At 44.2% G+C, this 16,714-nt stretch carries 11 protein-coding genes; 7 read left to right on the top strand and 4 right to left on the bottom strand.

Annotation, left to right across the window (positions count from 1 at the left end):
• The first annotated feature begins 7 nt into the window (after positions 1-7).
• The 6 genes from CQ839_RS04445 (at position 8) to CQ839_RS04420 (ending at position 7,599) form a co-directional block, all read left to right on the top strand.
• Complete coding sequence (locus tag CQ839_RS04445; protein ID WP_103667070.1) at positions 8-1,324, top strand: CO2 hydration protein; 1,317 nt, start codon at positions 8-10, stop codon at positions 1,322-1,324.
• A 78-nt stretch (positions 1,325-1,402) separates the two neighbouring features.
• Positions 1,403-1,855, top strand: a complete 453-nt coding sequence (locus tag CQ839_RS04440; RefSeq protein WP_103667069.1) for a fasciclin domain-containing protein — start codon at positions 1,403-1,405, stop codon at positions 1,853-1,855.
• Between the two features lie 90 nt (positions 1,856-1,945).
• Positions 1,946-4,759 carry a cyclic nucleotide-binding domain-containing protein gene (locus CQ839_RS04435; RefSeq protein ID WP_103667068.1) on the top strand — a complete coding sequence of 938 codons (2,814 nt, stop codon included), beginning with the start codon at positions 1,946-1,948 and terminating at the stop codon, positions 4,757-4,759.
• 238 nt (positions 4,760-4,997) lie between these two features.
• Entirely contained in the window at positions 4,998-5,933 is a 936-nt protein-coding gene (gene hslO, locus CQ839_RS04430; protein WP_103667067.1) for an Hsp33 family molecular chaperone HslO, read from the top strand.
• A gap of 144 nt (positions 5,934-6,077) precedes the next feature.
• Complete coding sequence (locus CQ839_RS04425) at positions 6,078-6,953, top strand: S-methyl-5'-thioadenosine phosphorylase (RefSeq protein ID WP_103667066.1); 876 nt, start codon at positions 6,078-6,080, stop codon at positions 6,951-6,953.
• 97 nt (positions 6,954-7,050) lie between these two features.
• Positions 7,051-7,599 carry a hypothetical protein gene (locus CQ839_RS04420; RefSeq protein ID WP_219817716.1) on the top strand — a complete coding sequence of 183 codons (549 nt, stop codon included), beginning with the start codon at positions 7,051-7,053 and terminating at the stop codon, positions 7,597-7,599.
• Positions 7,600-7,648: 49 nt separating this feature from the next.
• Here CQ839_RS04420 and hemE read toward each other — a convergent pair whose 3' ends face one another.
• Complete coding sequence (hemE, locus tag CQ839_RS04415; RefSeq protein ID WP_103667065.1) at positions 7,649-8,686, bottom strand: uroporphyrinogen decarboxylase; 1,038 nt, start codon at positions 8,684-8,686, stop codon at positions 7,649-7,651.
• A 376-nt stretch (positions 8,687-9,062) separates the two neighbouring features.
• Between hemE and CQ839_RS04410 the strand changes: the two genes are divergently transcribed.
• Positions 9,063-9,476 (top strand): cytochrome c, encoded by a 414-nt coding sequence (locus CQ839_RS04410; RefSeq protein ID WP_258040622.1) that lies wholly within the window; start codon positions 9,063-9,065, stop codon positions 9,474-9,476.
• Between the two features lie 34 nt (positions 9,477-9,510).
• On the opposite strand, the gene rph is transcribed toward CQ839_RS04410, so the two are convergent.
• From rph to CQ839_RS25620, 3 genes are all read right to left on the bottom strand, one after another.
• Positions 9,511-10,227, bottom strand: coding sequence for a ribonuclease PH (gene rph, locus CQ839_RS04405; protein ID WP_103667064.1), 717 nt, complete (start codon positions 10,225-10,227; stop codon positions 9,511-9,513).
• Positions 10,228-10,524: 297 nt separating this feature from the next.
• Complete coding sequence (locus CQ839_RS04400; protein WP_103667063.1) at positions 10,525-11,511, bottom strand: IS110 family transposase; 987 nt, start codon at positions 11,509-11,511, stop codon at positions 10,525-10,527.
• A 422-nt stretch (positions 11,512-11,933) separates the two neighbouring features.
• A complete protein-coding gene (locus CQ839_RS25620; protein WP_103667062.1) occupies positions 11,934-16,709 on the bottom strand; it encodes a WD40 repeat domain-containing protein in 4,776 nt (1,591 codons plus the stop codon).
• Positions 16,710-16,714: the final 5 nt, after the last annotated feature.

Here is a 16,714-nt window from a genome sequence, read left to right as displayed (position 1 = left end):
ATCAACGATGACAGCTACTTTAACGGAAACCACAACCAAACTACCGCCTTCCACACATCCCTACGCAGAAGTCATTCATCGCCTCGAAGCAGGTGGATCGATGTTGCCTGATACGCCTGAGAATCTCATGCAGATTATCGGACTTTACAAAGCATATGCTGTACCGATGGATTTCTATTGGCGGGATTTACTATACATAGCTGAACAAGTATTTTTAGAGCCAATTCCTGCCTTTAAATATTTTCTTCCCCAAGAATATTTAGATTTGCCTAATCACTATGCTGGCGATACTGCTGATTTGCGTCTCTGGCGTGGATATGCGACAGCGCATCAGGAATTATTAGACTTCATGGATAAGGGAGAACTCAAAGCCAAAATCCCCAAGATTTTTCATCATCTCTATCACGATCGCATCAATATGGAGTTTGCGGAAGAATGTATGCGGGCAATGCTCTGGCATCGAGGCATGGGCGGTGAGTTAGAGCCTTACATGGATTCTGAAGAATATAAGCAGAATGCCGATCGCGCCATTCGGGCTTTCTTTAAAAATAACCCTGTGATGTTGGGACTATACAAGCTTTTTCCTGATATGTTCCTAGAGCAATGTCGTCAGTCAACCATGACTTCGGTTCTTGGGCTATTTTGGGAAATCATGGCTCCCGTGTTCTTTGAGATGTCGGATATTTACGATGAAGGTGGCTTTAAGGGCGTGCCCGATGCGATGGATTTCTTGGTAAATGGGATTTTTGCGATCGCAGGTCGTCCCATTTATCACCGCGTCAAGATTGGCGATGAATGGATTGATATTGTCCCCAAATCTAAGGGATTTACTTGGCTCTATGAGGCAGCTTTTCCCTATGTGGAGGCAGTGTTTTACCGCACTTCCCCATTCCGTGGCACAAAGTCCTACAATGCCCAAGCCCACGAAATTCCTAACGATCAGAATGATTTCCACTATGGGATTTTATATGCGGATAAGTTCCCCGTTGGTTCCGCAGGTATTCCGCCCACATTGCTGCATCAAGACATGTATCATTTCTTGCCACAATATCTGGTGGACTATTACAAACAGCATTGTCGCGGTGAAGATGACATGTTAATTCAGTTAGCTGTCAGTTTTCAGCGATCGATGTACAACGTTACTTCGGCTGTAATTCAGGCGGGAAGAGCGGCGTTGCTTTATCCTTTAGATGATCCTAATCCTAAACATCTTTTGGCAAATCGTCATTATTTTGAAGGGCAACTGAATCGATTCTGCAATCCTAAATATGGCATGGATAAGGCTGCCAGAATAGCAATGATTCAGGATCAGAATTATCGGTAATTATCTAAAAATATAGAGTTTAGGGCGGCGCGAAGCGCCGCCCTAAACTCTAAAAATCACAAACTAAAGGAATTAAATATGACCACAATTGTTGATATTGCTGTTAGTAACGAAGCATTTTCTACACTAGTCACCGCTGTCTCTGCTGCAAGCTTAGTGGAAGCCTTACAAAGCCTAGGTCCATTCACCGTGTTTGCGCCTACTAATGATGCTTTTGCCAAATTGCCTGATGGAACAATCACCACATTAGTCCAGAATATTCCTCAACTAGCAAGGATTTTAACCTTCCATGTTGTCTCAGGAAAATATAAAAAAGAAGATTTAATCGGTGTCAAATCGTTGATTTCTTTAGAAGGGACACAAATTGATATTGATGTCTCCGAAGAAAGCTTCGAGGCAAATAATGCCACGGTGATAGCTGCTGATATCGAAGCTGATAATGGCGTGATCCATGTAATTGATAATGTCATGCTCATGCGTCCCCACTGGTTTTACCCAATTATGGAATCAGGCAAAGTTGGTGTGGTGTAATCACAAAAAAGGGTTAAGAATCCTGTACAGCAGGATTCTTAACCCTTTTTTGTATGGAACTTTTTTCAATTCTTTATCAAAAACTTATTTATGTTTGGACAGCTATCTGAACGGCGAATGCATTTGATTCGCTGGATTTTAACGATCGCATGGCTTTTGATCATCGCGTCGTTATTCTACGATCCTTGGTCTCCTCAATTTACAGTCCCCAACCATCCTTGGAGTCCATTAAGGTTAACTGATAGTTGCATCTCTGTACAAGGTAACTGCTTAGTAGAACAACCCTACGCCCTTGGCACAACCGTATTCTGGGGAGCAGTTGTCCCTGCGGCGATCTTCATTTTGTTGGTATTTGGGCATGAGGTATGGCGGCGGATTTGTCCGCTCTCATTTTTATCGCAAATCCCTCGCGCCTTGGGTTGGCAGCGTCAATTTAAACGCGAAAATGCCAAAACTGGCAAGGTTCGCTATGAGTTAGCCAAGGTAAAGCCTGACTCTTGGTTAGGTAAAAACTATCCCTATGTGCAGTTTGGCTGGTTATTTGCGGGACTATGTGGCAGGATTTTATTTTTTAATGCCGATCGCTTAATTCTCGCTCTATGGATATTGACGACGATTGCTGCTGCGATCGCAGTTGGCTATCTCTACGGTGGCAAATCTTGGTGCAATTACTTTTGTCCGATGGCTCCTGTACAGCGCGTTTACAGTGAACCAGGGGGACTATTTAGCAGCAGTGCTCACACTAGCGATCAGTTGATTACGCAATCGATGTGTCGAACTGTAATGCCCGATGGTAAAGAGCAAAGTGCCTGTGTGGCTTGTCAAAATCCTTGTTTGGATATCGACTCTGAGCGGGTGTATTGGGATGGCTTGAGCAAGCCTGAAGAATCTTTGCTGAGATATGGTTATGTGGGTTTAGTGACTGGTTATTTTGTCTATTACTATCTCTATGCAGGTAATTGGGATTATTATTTCTCTGGTGCATGGGCAAGGCAGACGGATCAATTGGCAACCTTGTTTAGTGCAGGGTTCTATCTATTTGGGCAAGCGATTAGTATTCCCAAATTAATTGCTGTCCCTTTAACGCTGGGCGTTTTTACCGCAGTTGGGTATTTATTAGGTCGCTGGATTGAAAAAAGGATCAGGATTTACAGTGGCGATCGCCATCTCAATCTATCTAGAGAAGTCATTCGTCATCGTATTTTTACTATTTGTACATTTACAATTTTCAACTTCTTCTTTATTTTTGGCGGTCGCCCGTTAGTCGCTTTGATGCCACTTTGGGGGCAATACATCTATGATTTGGGATTAGTTCTGCTCAGTACGCTTTGGGTGTATAAAACTTGGCAGCGTAGCCCCGACCTCTATTCACGGGAGAATTTAGCCAGTCGCTTCCGTAAGCAATTAGAGAAGTTGCAACTTAATGTTTCCCAGTTTTTAGAAGGGCGATCGCTCAGCGATTTGAATACCCATGAAGTTTATATCTTGGCAAAGGTTTTGCCTAGCTTCACTAGAGAAAAGCGCCACACTGCCTATAAAGGAGTGGTGCGCGAAGCCTTGGAAGAAGGATATGTCGATTCCTCCAGCAGTTTAGAAGTCTTGCAACAATTACGCCAAGAACTCGGAATTACTGATGATGAACACCGTGAAGTACTAGAAGAACTAGGCATCGAAGATCCACAGTTGCTAAACCCTGATCATAAACGTAGTCTAGAAAATCAAATTCGCTTGACAGGCTATCGCAAATCGATGGAGCGATTGATGCTATTGCAAAAGCAACAGTTTGATAACTCTTCCGATACTTTACTTGAACAAAACTCAGCTCAAGTGCGAGCCTTACGCCGCCAATATGCGATTAATCCGCAGGAAGAAGCTTGGATTTTGGATGGCATTTCCCCCGAAACAGGAAACCTGCGTAGAGCCGAGTTTTTAGTCGCTCAGTTGCCATCTTTGATTTTCTGTTATCGCGCTTTACATCAGCCGATCATCCAAGAGCATCAGACTGTGCTGAGACTTTTGTGGGATAGCATTACTCACAAAAAGGAATTAATTATTCGCACTATTTTAGGAACTCTAGAGACTTTTCCAAATGATGCCAATGCGATCGCAATTGCTCAACAGTTAGGGCAATTAGCGCCAGCAGTTTTGGTGGAAGCCTTAGAATCTGAGAACTGGAGCGATCGCTTATCTCTAGAGATACTTCAATGTTTACATCCATCGCAGGGACAAGCAACTGTCTGCCAGATCGATTATTCGATTGAGGAGATTTTGCGATCGCTAGAGCCTTTACTGGATGATCAAAATCCTTTGATGCAAGCTGCTTGTTTGTATATCACCGCCCAACTGAATCTTGAGAAAAGCAAGGCGATCGCCCGTAATTACAGTCTGCAAACTTCGAGCTTAGTGCAGGAGACGGCTAAGATCGTACTCTCGCTGTCTGAGAGTTCCCCACCGCTCACGGCATTTCCGATGTTAGAGAAAGTAGCGCATCTCTTTAATAGCGATTTCTTCCATCGAATGCATGGTGAGACATTGGTGGGACTTGCCGATCGCGCTGAGGTGAGAGCCTTTACGACTAATGAGGTGATTACGGAAGCAGGCGATACTTGTCGTGAGTTGTTGCTGGTAATCACTGGCTCGGCGAAGATTAATTTCTATTCGCAGGGTGAGGTAGTGCGTGTTGAGCATCTTAAGTCTGGACAAACTCTAGATGAGCTAGAGGTTTTAGCCCATAGTGATTCTCAAAATACAATTATTGCTGATAGTGAGGTTACGCGAATTTTGGCGGTTCCTGTGGATGCCTTTGATGCTTTTCTAGATCGCGATCGAGATTTTGCCCGTCGTGTTTTAGAGCTAGAAAGCCGCCAACTCCAAAAATTTATGCGATCGTTCCAGTCTATATAGAGTTCTCCATAGAGCTACTCCCTTCCCAGTGAAGAATTAGCGTTGCGGCGCGAAGCGCCGCAACGCTAATTCTTGGTTTTTGATGTCTATTTCTTTGGTGGGAAGGGAGTATTTAGCTGTTTCAGATTTTTAAAAGCCCAAAATGGCATAGCTGTTTTGAGCTTTGATATAACATGGAGATCTAGATCAGGTAATGCCTGTGCTGCTCTATTGAATACTCAACCGTTAGAAAAATCTCATGAACGATCGCTTAATTCGCGCCCTCACCGCCGACGGACGAGTCCGTGTCATTGGCGTGAATATTACCCAATCCCTTAATGAGGCTCATCGCCGCCATCAGTTATCAGCGGTTGCCACGGCAGCACTTGGTCGTGCCATGAGTGCCAGCTTGTTGCTTGCTTCAAATATGAAGCAAGCTCAAGCCAGAGTCAATGTCAGAATTGCGGGTGATGGTGGACTGGGCTTAGTCTATGCCGATGCAGGATTTGATGGGACAGTACGCGGTTTTGTCACCAACCCCAAATTTGAATTACCTCCCCTTGCTGATGGTCAACAAAACGTTAGCCAAGGCATTGGGCATACAGGCTTTTTCAAAGTTATGCGCGATGTTGGATATGGTGAACCCTACAGCAGCACCGTCGAATTAATTGCGGGTGATATCGCCAATGATGTTGCATGGTACTTAGCTTCGTCTGAGCAAACTTATTCTAAGCTCATGCTTACGGAAGTAATTGAGCAAGATCGTGACGACGCTCCCGTAAAGGTTGCCGCTGGAATCTTATTGCAGATTATGCCTAAAGCCACGCTTCGGGCAGCGAAGACAGCCAACCTTTCTCAAGAAGATTTGCTGAGCCAACTGGATGCCAAAAGTGATACGCAAAAATTCATGGACTTGCTACTCCAAGGCAAAGCGATCACAGAGGTGATGACTGAGATATTTGCCGATATGCATCTCGATATTTTGCCAATGAGTAAAGATGTCACATTTAGTTGTCCTTGCTCGATGGAGCGAGTGCTAGCAGCGATGAAAATGTTTGGTGAAGAAGATTTGCGATCGATGATTGCCGAGGACAAAGGTGCAGAAGCAACTTGTCATTTCTGTGGTGAGGTTTATCATGCTACTACCGAGCAGTTAAGCAATTTAATTGCTGATTTACAGGTTGTAAATACCTAGTAGCTTGTCGAAGAAGTCCAAAATCCTTCTTGTAGGGTATGTTAGCTCAGCGTAACGCACCATCAAAGGTTGAATAGGGTGCGTTACGCTGTGGCTAACGCACCCTACGGTCATCTATCAATTCGCATAATCTTAAAAAAAACTATGACAGTTAACGCACAAATTGGCATTATTGGCGGCAGTGGACTCTACAAAATGTCGGCTCTGACTGATATTCAAGAAATTAATATTGATACTCCCTTTGGCAAAACTTCAGATGCATTTATCTATGGCAAATTGTCTGGAACTCCTGTGCTGTTTCTGGCACGACATGGGCGATCGCACCATTTGCTCCCCACAGAAGTCCCCTATCGCGCCAATATCTACGCTCTTAAAAGTTTAGGCGTGGAATATATCATTTCTGCCTCAGCAGTTGGCTCCTTACAAGAATATGCCCGACCTCTAGATATTGTCCTACCCGATCAGTTTATCGATCGCACCACTAGCCGTATCTCTACATTCTTTGGGGAAGGAGTTGTTGCCCATGTTGCCTTTGCTGAGCCAATTTGCAAATCTCTTCTCGCAGTATTAGCATCATCCGCAGAAGCAGTAGATTTAGGGCGCAACAAGGTACATAAAGGGGGAATTTATCTTTGTATGGAGGGGCCAGCTTTTTCGACTAAGGCAGAATCTCTACTCCATCGTAGTTGGGGAGCTAAGGTCATTGGCATGACTAATGTCACTGAGGCAAAGCTTGCCCGCGAGGCAGAAATTTCCTATGCCACGATCGCATTAGTCACTGATTATGACTGTTGGCATGATGATCATGAAAGTGTAACTGTGGAGATGATCATCCAAAATTTACATAAAAATGCGGTCAATGCACAAACCGTAATTCAAAACGCTGTAGCAAAAATTGCGGCTAATCCCCCAAGATCTGAAGCGCATCATGCTTTGAAAACTTCGATCTTGACGGATTTGAGTAAGGTGTCTGACGCAAGTCGCGATCGCTTAAAAGTGATTTTGCAAAAGTACCTGTAAAGCTTGACAACGATAAATTTTATGAGCGAATCAATTAAAGCAACTCGTGCAATTATAGCGATCGGGAGTTTATCTGTTGAAGCCTTTATGCTACCCGATGGTAGTTATCGGATGTCTCTCAGTCAAGCTGCTGAATGAATGTATTGGCAAACCTGCCAGAGGCACTTTCGATTTTTTGCAATCAAAAGTGTTTAAACGCTTACTAGGAGAGGTGCAAGGCACTTTCGACTTTTTGCCTAGCGACTTTCCTGATGACTATAAACCAGAAAACTTTATTGTTGAAATTGGTGACGGCAGTTCGCAAGGTCAGACCCGAATTCGAGGATTACCTTTAGAATTAGTTGTACTTTATTGGTCTTGGGAAAGCTTTCGCGGTAATCGTTTGGCATTAATGATGACAGTGACTCTAACCACTGAATCTTTAGAACGCCGTTTTGATAATGCTTTTGGGATCACACGTACTGAGCAGGAAAGAAATGCTCGCTTATCTCAAATAAATCAGCAATTAGAAAAGGCTCTAGCTGTTTTGGGTGAAGGCTTTGCGCTAGATGATGATGTCCGTCGTGAGCGCGATTATTTTGAGTCCGTGCTTAAACAAAATGGTATTGATCCTTATAGTTTACCTAGTAGCGATCATCCAAATTAAAAACAAAAAAAGCCTCGCAAAGCGAGGCTTTTTTATTAGAGATACTTTTTTAAGAGCCAAGTCCTTTGACTGTATCAAAGAAGAAACGGGCATTGTCTTCAGGAGTGGTTGGCAAAATGCCATGTCCGAGGTTCATGATATGTCCCTTGTTTCCAGCTTTAGCGACAACTTCGAGAATGCGTTCGCGAATATAGCTTTGCTCTGCAAATAAAACGCAAGGATCGAGATTGCCTTGTACAGGAACGTGATGACCAATGCGATCGCGCGCGTCTGCCATATCAACTGTCCAGTCAACACTGACAATATCCACACCAGACTTAGGCATTAGGTCTAGGACACCCGCGCTACCACTAATGTAAAGGATCAGTGGGGTATCGGGATACTTAGCCTTGACCTTATCGACAACCATCTTTTGGTAAGGCAGTGCAAAAGTTTTATAGTCAGTTGGGCAAAGATGTCCTGCCCAAGAGTCGAACATTTGGACGACTTGAGTCCCACACTCGATCTGGTGGATCACATAAGTACCGACCATTTCGGCAATTTTAGTCAAAAAGCTATGGATGATTGCTGGTTCTTTATATGCCAAAGCTTTGATTACAGAATAATCCTTAGAGCCTTTGCCTTCAACTGAATAGGCGGCTAATGTCCAAGGTGCACCCACGAAGCCAAGAATAGTTGCTTGATCTTTAACTTCTTCTTTGATCGCACTTAAAATCTTGCGAATAAAGGGAACGGCGGTGTCGGGATCAAATTCGGTGAGAGCGTCTACTTGAGCTTGAGTCCGAATTGGCGACTCGATAATTGGACCACGGCTTTCGATGATGTCAAAGTTAATGCCGATACCTGTAAGTGGAGTGAGGATATCGGAGAACATAATCACGCCATCGGGTTGAAAAGCGCGAAATGGTTGCAAAGAAATTTCGGCGGCGAGTTCAGGGATTTCCGATCGCTCTCTAAACGTTGGATATTTGTCGCGCAAATCACGATACACCTTCATGTATCTTCCTGCTTGGCGCATCATCCATACTGGTGGACGATCCAGTACTTCACCTCTTGCTGCCCTTAGCAAGCGATCATTTCCTCCCATAATCAACTCTTTCCTGTGTTTTTAAACTTTTTTATGATTGTGCCTTTGAATTATAGAACGTGACGTACCAGACACCAATAAAGACAAGTGGGGCACTTGTCGCCCCGATGGTTATTCGTCATTGCCAAATCCTAGAGATAGCCATCGGTTCATGTCCAAATTTAGGCTTTATTTAACCTCTGATCGCGATTTGATTACTTATACTTTCTTTAAGATATGTTATTAATACTTAAGCTATGAAAATCAAGAATCAGTTTTTTGGTAGCGCGACGAAGCCGCGCTACCAAAAAACTAATTCTTGATTAAACCTTACTAAGTAAAAGTTTTGGCTAAATAATGGCTAGGTTTAAAAACAGTGATTAATGAAGGGGCAAATTTGACAAAGGATACTGATGTGGTTGCAGATACGACATCAGAGCAAGCCTTGCAATCGTCTGAGGCAAAGTCGTCTCTAAAAACTGGCATAGCGATCGCTGTCACTTTTGTTATCGTCGCGATCGCAATTATCTTCTGGATATTGAGACCGCCAATCGATCAGTATACTCAATCAGTTTTAAATCTATCAGGAGATCCCGTGCAGGGACGTTCGATTTTTGTGATGAACTGTGTGGCTTGTCATGGGCAATGGGCTAATGGCAAAGTGGGCCCGAATCTGCATGGTGTATCCGATCGTAAGTCTGATGCACGTATAGTTAAGCAAGTTGTAAGTGGTGAAACTCCACCAATGCCGCAGTTTCAGCCAAGTCCGCAGGATATGGCAGATTTATTAAGTTATCTCAAGCAGCTATAAAAAAGGGGCGCTTTGCGCCCCTTTTTTATAGCTTTTATAGTTGTATTTTCAGCAATTCCCCAATCCCCTTTTCGGCGACATCTAGCATTTGGTTAAGCTGCGATCGCGAGAATGTATCAGATTCGCCAGTGCCTTGCACCTCGATCAATTTCCCTGTGCTGTCCATGACCACATTGAGATCAACGCTTACAGCAACGTCTTCTTTGTAATCTAGATCCAAGATTGGCAAACCATCTAACAAACCAACCGATACAGCCGCTACTGCTTTCTTAATAGGAGATCTGGTGATTTTGCCTTCACTGAGTAGGCGATCGCAGGCTGCTTTTAAAGCCACAAATCCACCTGTGATCCCACCTGTGCGTGTGCCACCATCGGCTTGCAGCACATCAATATCCACGGTAAATGTATAATTTGCGATCGCGGTCATATCTAACGCAGCTCTGAGACTGCGACCGATCAATCTTTGAATTTCTTGAGTGCGTCCTGATAGTTTCATAAATTCACGCTGTTGACGCGGAATTGTTGACGCAGGCATCATCCGATATTCGGCAGTCAGCCAACCTTGATTACTACCAGTGAGAAATTTGGGTACGCCTTCTTCGATGCTAACGGTACAGATCAGTTGGGTATCACCAAATTTTGCCAATACTGAACCCGCAGGTGCTTTGGTAAAGTGCCTCTGCAACTGCACAGGACGCAGTTGATCCCAAGCTCTCCCGTCAGGACGTTGGATAATCGGTAAATCACTCATGATCACGGTTTGACTGTTTGTAAAATCTATCCAATCATATCGTAAGCAGTTGCTTCTATCGGTTGTGTCGTCCTAAAAAGGCATTGCTTTATTCTTCAACAGCCTTCTGGATATTTGCCTACAGCTTTGCCTTTTTAGGACGACCCGATTTTGTGGATGACGGAATCTCAAATAGATAGAACTTTGCGATCGCTTTATTTTGGGAATTCTTTGCCCTTAACCTTGCAATGTAGGGACAAATTAAAGGAAAATGGAAAAAGGGAAAATTTGGTAGATACTGTCTTGAGTATCAAAAAGTCAAGAGGGAATTTGGACAAAATTAGGATCGAAAGAACGCTGAGACTTGAGAACGCCAAAGACCTGTCGTAACAGCTTGTGCATGACAGCACCAATGACAGACATTTTAGATTTACCCTTAGCCGTAAGGCGATCGCAGAAAGCAGCAATCGGCGAATTATAACGACGAGCCACAATCGCAGGCATAAACAAAGCCTTACGCAAACGGGAATTACCAATTTTCGATAAACGTGGTTTACCATGAATCGAAGAACCAGAAGAGAACTCACGGGGAGTTAAACCCGCAAAAGCAGCTAATTGATCGGCAGTATCAAAAGCAGAAATATCACGAATTTCCGCCAGTAATACAGTTGCGGTCAGTTCAGCAATACCAGGAATGGAAGTCAACAAATCCCGTTGAGATTTCAAATGAGGATATTGATCAAAGTGCTGACGTATCAATTTCTTGGTCATCTCAATTTGCTCTTTGAGAAAATCAATGTGAGAGTTAATTGCTTCAACCAAAATTGGGTCAGCCGTAGCAAGACGATTCTGCTCTTGCTGCTGCATAGCAGTTAAGCTATCTAAACGATGTACCAATGCTTGGAGTTGCTCAATTTCTAATGCTGGTGGTGTCCATGGTGCAGGTTTTAAGGCAGCACAAAATCTAGCAATAACTTTGGCATCAGCACGGTCTGTTTTTGTGCGACTTAACTCACTCTTGCCAAAGGCTTTGGGGCGTGATGGATTAACGATACTTACTTTGTACCCTAATCCTACTAAGAATCTAGCTAAAGCATTGCCGTAAGTGCTGGTGGCTTCCATGCAGCCATGTAAATTTGTGATACTTTGAAGGTTGAGCCATTCTTGTAATTCAGCAAATCCTTCAGGATTATTGGCAAATACTTTGTTCTTGATTTTGGCGTTACCTTGAATTAGTGCAACATCAAATTTGGCTTTGCTGATGTCTATTCCTAAAACATCATATACTTCATTATTATTGTTCATTGGGGGTTGCAGTCCTCTTGCTAGATTTGTCTATCAAGCAATCAGTGGTATTGAACTATCCTTGTGAATGCAGGTTTACCCATGGGGCGACCTCTGATACTGTCCAGTTTTTACTTGTTTCCACTGTTAGAGCAGAGACGACTCTATCTACGTTACGGGCTTGGTGTCCCTAGGGGCAGAACGAGTTTATCTCTGCTTTTGCTTTTTTGGAGTTTAGCAAAGATGTTATCCTTTAACTTTCCTCCTAGATACAAGGGGCAGAGCATTCCCGAAGCGATTTATAAAATTTGGGGACAACTTTCCTTCGGGAATGCTCTGCCCAAAACCTCACAACGCAGGGACAATTTATCGGTGAAAGCGGAGAGGGCGTAGCATTTGCGGATTGGAGTTATCTGTTGGTGTTCAAGATTGTGGTGCAAATGCTACGCCCCTAAGGGACTTTCCAAAAGTTGTCTGTCGCTTTCAGAAACATTAGGGTTATTGGTAAGGTAAGGACGTAGCCAATCGCAGGCTTCAGAAATCGCTAACTCTGGATCGACATCCCATAACTTGATCGTGTTGTCCCCACTTCCAGAAGCAATGGTTTTGCCATCGGGTGAGAAGGCAACGCTCAAAATCCTATCACTATGCCCAGATAGAGTCCGCAGTTCTTTACCTTCCAGATTCCATAATTTGATCGTGTTGTCAAAACTTCCAGAAGCAATGGTTTTGCCATCAGGTGAGAAGGCAACACTCGCAACCCCATCGCTATGCCCAGATAGAGTCCGCAGTTCTTTACCTTCCAGATTCCATAATTTGATCGTCTTGTTACGACCGCCAGAAGCAATAGTTTTGCCATCAGGTGCAGAGGCAATGCTCAAAATCCCATTGCTATGCCCCGATAGAGTCCGCAGTTCTCTCCCCTCCAGATTCCATAATTTGATCGTGTTGTCATTACTGCTAGAAACAATGATTTTGCCATCAGGAAAGTAGGAAACGCTCAAAACCCCATCGCTATGCTCCGATAGAGTTCGCAGTTCTTTACCTTCCAGATTCCATAATTTGATCGTGTTGTCATGACTTCCAGAAGCAATGGTTTTGCCATCAGGTGAGAAGGAAATGCTCGTAACCTCTTTGCTATGACCCGATAGAGTCCGCAGTTCTTTACCTTCCAGATTCCATAATTTGATCGTCTTGTCATTACTTGCAGAAGCAATGGTTTTGCCATCGGTCGAAAAGGCAACGCTCCAAACCCAATTGCTATGACCCGATAGAGTCCGCAGTTCTTTACCTTCCAGATTCCATAATTTGATTGTGTTGTCACGACTGCCAGAAGCAATGGTTTTGCCATCGGTCGAAAAGGCAACGCTCCAAACCCAATTGCTATGCCCTGATAGAGTCCGCAGTTCTTTACCTTCCAGATTCCATAATTTGATTGTGTTATCATAACTGCCAGAAGCAATGGTTTTGCCATCGGTCGAAAAGACAACACTCACAACTCCATTGCTATGACCTGATAGTGTTTTCATTCTTTTTCCTTCCAGATTCCATAATTTGATCGTGTTGTCATAACTGCTAGAAGCAATAGTTTTGCCATCGGTCGAAAAAGCAACGCTCATAACCCCATTGCTATGACCTGATAGCGTCCGCAGTTTTTTACCTTCCAGATTCCATAATTTGATCGTGTTGTCACGACTACCAGAAGCAATGGTTTTGCCATCGGTCGAAAAGGCAACACTCATAACCCAACCGCTATGCCCCGTGAGGGTACGCAGTTCTTTACCTTCCAGATTCCATAATTTGATCGTGTTGTCACAACTGCCAGAAGCAATGGTTCTGCCATCAGGTGAGAAAGCAATACTAAAAACGCTATTGATGTGTCCCGATAGAGTCCGCAGTTCTTTACCTTCCAGATTCCATAATTTGATCGTGTTGTCACAACTGCCAGAAGCAATGATTTTGCCATCGGTCGAAAAGGCAACACTCATAACCCAACCGCTATGCCCTGTGATGGTAAGCAGTTCCTTACCTTCCAGATTCCATAATTTGATCGTGTTGTCAAAACTGCCAGAAGCAATAGTTTTGCCATTTGGTGAGAAGGCAACGCTCCTAACCACGTTGCTATGCCTTTCTAAGCGGTTAGATTCATGGATATTATAAACAACGTCCCAAAGCCGCCCGAAGGTTCTGCCTTGAGTGTAATTAGGAACGATTTTATGAATATCAAGCTCGAAGATCCGCTTCACGGCTCTCACACCTGCAATCATCGCTTCTAACTCTTTATGCGCCAGCCAGTAAGCCTCGCAGGAGATGCTCATCGCTTCTATTTCCGCAATTTCCGCCCGTTTCAGTTCCTGATCCTTTTCTGCAAGCGCTATCTGCAACTGTGCCCTTGTTAGTCTTAGCTCTTTTTCTACCCCAAATTCATACTTCTTGCGAATAAAGCTCACCAAATAATCATGAATTAATTGAAAACGGTCATCAGGCGAACTACTCACCCGAAAAGCAAGCCCAGAGCCAACGAGAACCGCTAGTACCAGCGAGAGATTTTCTGCTTCGTTGAGAGGCTCGATCCCCCTGCCTTCGGCATCCCCCTTAAAAAGGGGGACTGAGTTATCTACACTGCCTAAAGAATCCAAAGCCCCCCTTTGCAAGGGGGGTAGGGGGGATCTAACCTCTAAACTCTCACTAGAATCCACCCCCAACAACTCACTCGCAAGTTCCGCTTGCGTCTTTTGTGGACGCTTCTCCTCATTCCCCGTCAACGCATGCAACACCCTCTCCGCCAAAACCTGATTCGCCACCCCACAGTCCCGCACCACATTCTCCAACCACCGCTCCACCAAAACCTCACTCGGCTTACGTCCCTTATTCTCAGCAGCATTACCCGTCAGAGCCAGATATTGCTGAAGAGTAGAAATAGGCGGATTCTCCGACTCCAACTGCGCCCCCACCACCTGCAACTCAATTGGCAAAATCCGCAACTGCTCACCACTCAAATCCGTCACAAGACGATCGATCAACTCAGGCTCTAAACGTAACTGCGATCGCCTAGTCAAAGTCTCGATCACCTGCCGCGCCTGAACCTGCGTAAAATCCCCCAAATAGTACCGCACCTGCTTACCGAGAATATCATTCTCCACTTTTTCCAAATCCACAGCCCGATCGCATTCCAACAAATAATGCAGATAGTCCTCCCGCAGCGACAACACCACCCGCACAAAATCCGTATGCAAGCAAGCCTTGAGGAACTTATAAAACGGCAGGCGATCGCGAAAATCTTCCTTCTTAAAAAAGAAATCCTCAAACTGATCGAATATTAAAACTGTCAAATAATTCTCATCAATATTGTGCTTGAAATGCTGAATCGGATCGAGATCGGGACGGCGATCGCCAAAATACTTTTGTAACTTGCGTTTGACTTCCGCACTCCAATCTTTATAATTTTTGATTGCAAAAACTAAAACCTTCCTCCCATCAATTGTTCCCTTTGTGCGTAACGCAGGAACCAAGCCACCACTAAGGATCGAACTTTTCCCCGCCCCTGAATCACCATGAATCACCGTCAAGGGAAATCTCGCCTGACCAATGCGATCGGCTAAGTTCTGCACATCTGGCATTCGACCTGAAGCCTCAATCTCTTGAGCAATGCCATCATTCTTAAACGATACAGAAGCATACATATCAGGATTACTGGCTTCCCTTTTAGGATTTAGCGTTCCTGCCCCAATAAAGGCACGTAGCCCATATTGCTGCTCCACCGATCGCTGATGTTGCTTCGTTTCAAAGGCTTCGAGATATAGTCCTGCCGATGTATAGAGCGATCGCAATTCCTCCAAGACTGCCACATATACCCTAGCGTCATACTGATGTCGCCAGCGATCGCGTACCCCTTCTAATCTAGCGATCGCACCTTGTCTGTCATCCATTCCTGCTAAGGCTTTGGCTAGCCAAAGCTCATATTTTCCATAGATATAGCGTTCTGAAAATGGTAGATTTGGGAGTTTGAGAGATTCCGCATCCTGATAGAGAGCCAGTGCTGACTCGGCAAACTGTTTTGCAGATGCATAGTCAGCATTAACTAGTCTGACTGCGGCAAGAATACCGCGATCGCTAGCCTCTCGTAATTGATTGGGATAAGTCTGATGTAGTACTAATGCCTCATTAGCAAGGGATTCTAGTTCCTCCCACAAGTTATCATTTACTTGATTGTGATGCGATAGGGTAGAGAATTCTAAACTTGCTAGCTCTTCTACCGTTACTGTCAAAAAATTAATATATTCGGCAACGAGATCCCAGCGTTCTATTTGTCGAAAAATGGTGATACTTTGCGTAAAATATTGCTGCGATGTCCGATAAAATGGCTCTTTATTGAAGCGACTACGAAAAGCGATCGCGCGATCGCACATCCCTAACTGCAATAGGCAAATTGCTTGTTTAAGCTGATTTCCACCTTTCCAAAATCCTAAACTCTTTTGAAACAGTTCCTTTGCCTGATTTATTTGCGATTCCGTAAAAGCAATACAACCAAAAGCAAAATCGAGATTTGCCATCAGTTCTAGATCGATAATACTTTCTGTTTCTAATTCTGTCACCGCAGTTCTTAGTTCAAACTGTTGTAAACCACTTGCGATCGCAGTTTGTAGCGATTTACGATTGCTAAGATTCAGAAAAAGCTCAAACATCTCCTCCGTTGACTCTTGGAGCAGTATCTTTAGTTCGTCTGTCTCAAGCTGAAACTCGATCGCCCCTGCTGTCGTCCAGTTCGCCAGATCGCTCGCCTCTCGGGTCAAAATATCCTGAGTGCGATCGTTCAGCCACAGTAGCATCGGAAATTCTAAACAATTAGCAAATTCCTCGCGTACTCGATTCGCCGATTTCAAAACCACTTCGATTTCCGTAACCGCATCCAATCCCAAAACCATTAATACCTTGGGCTTCTGCTCGGCTGGCAATTGATTCACCTCTCCCATCAATACCTGAATCGGTGCAAGTAAAGTCTTAGCATCAGGTTTCAGTTCAAGTATGGCGATCGCAGTTTCTGGTAAGTTGTTTTCTGCTAATTGCGATCGCAAGTCCTGCAATACGCGCTCCTGCAATACGCGATAGTTACACAAAGCGATCGACAATGAAAATCCCTGCGATCGCGTCACAATTCTCGTCAATCGACGTAATGCATCGCGATTATTATCTGCAATTATTTCGGTGCGATCGCTCATCGAAC

This window comes from Pseudanabaena sp. BC1403 (assembly GCF_002914585.1).
Lineage (GTDB): Bacteria > Cyanobacteriota > Cyanobacteriia > Pseudanabaenales > Pseudanabaenaceae > Pseudanabaena.
Note: the sequence above shows the minus strand (reverse complement) of the source record. Positions and strands in the feature narration are given on the sequence as shown.